Origin of the sequence: Maritimibacter sp. 55A14, assembly GCF_003122205.1 — a bacterium.
In the GTDB taxonomy this organism is placed as follows: domain Bacteria; phylum Pseudomonadota; class Alphaproteobacteria; order Rhodobacterales; family Rhodobacteraceae; genus QEYE01.
On sequence record NZ_QEYE01000067.1, the window covers coordinates 1 to 915 of the forward strand.

The window sequence follows — 915 nt, forward strand, 5'->3', positions numbered from 1 at the left end:
AAATAGGGTTCCAGACGCGCCATCTGCGCGTCGCTCAGCCAGTAAAGATCAGACATGTCACCGCTCTGTTTTCAGGCGGTGAATCACGATGCTCGGCTGAAATCAATGGGTCCTGACCCTAGGTCCGCCGCCGGACCCGTTCACGCTTGAGCAGGTTGAACGGGCTGCGTTTCGTCGTCCGGAGGCCCTTCTCAGCGCCCTGACCCTCCGCAAGCCAAGTTCCTTTGACAACGCCCAAATGCATGCTGCGAAAATTATTTCCTTCCACCTCCTTGAAGCGCGTTTTAAAAGTTCCATCTGATTCAAATCCGGCCGCGAGGCTCCGTCCGGCGACTGCAGAGCGCGGGGTCGCGCCGAGAGTGCTATCCTCCTATGGAAAAGTGAAATGCGCATCATCCTGGGGGCGGCTTTGGCCGTTTTCGCGTCTCTTCCTGCTTTCGCTGACGAAACCGAAGGTCATGTTCTGGCCTATGATCGAAGAGCTGGCATCATTGTCCTTACGGACAAAACCGTCTGGGTCGTGCCTGGCGAAATCACCCTTCCCGCGGACCTTGGTCGTGGAGACCGCGTACTGTTCGAATACGACTCCGCCGGCGAAGATGGATTGGCCGCGATCAACGAGGTCACGCGCCTTGCCGTAGCGCTACCTGAAGGCACCGATGGTGGCAGCTAAGGCCTCTAGCCTTGAAGTCTGAAATCTTGGGGTGGGCCCATCGCCCGCCTCAAGCCGGTACTGTCAGAGCAATCAGCCTTTGCGGCTCTATCCACCCTTAACGCTGAGGAATGGATGTGAACAGGCGTGCAAAATTGACCCCATAGCGGGGTGATCGGCGTCTAAAAATGACCCCCTTACATTGATGGTGATGATGCTCCCGAGGTCATCGGGGAGCACAGTGTGGGATGTTGGTTGTGGAG

The 915-nt window shown here is 57.2% G+C and carries 1 protein-coding gene; it reads left to right on the top strand.

The window, feature by feature from the left end; all coding sequences use genetic code 11:
* Window positions 1–385 precede the first annotated feature (385 nt).
* Window positions 386–673 (top strand): hypothetical protein, encoded by a 288-nt coding sequence (locus DDZ14_RS19205; protein ID WP_199221381.1) that lies wholly within the window; start codon window positions 386–388, stop codon window positions 671–673.
* Window positions 674–915 lie beyond the last annotated feature (242 nt).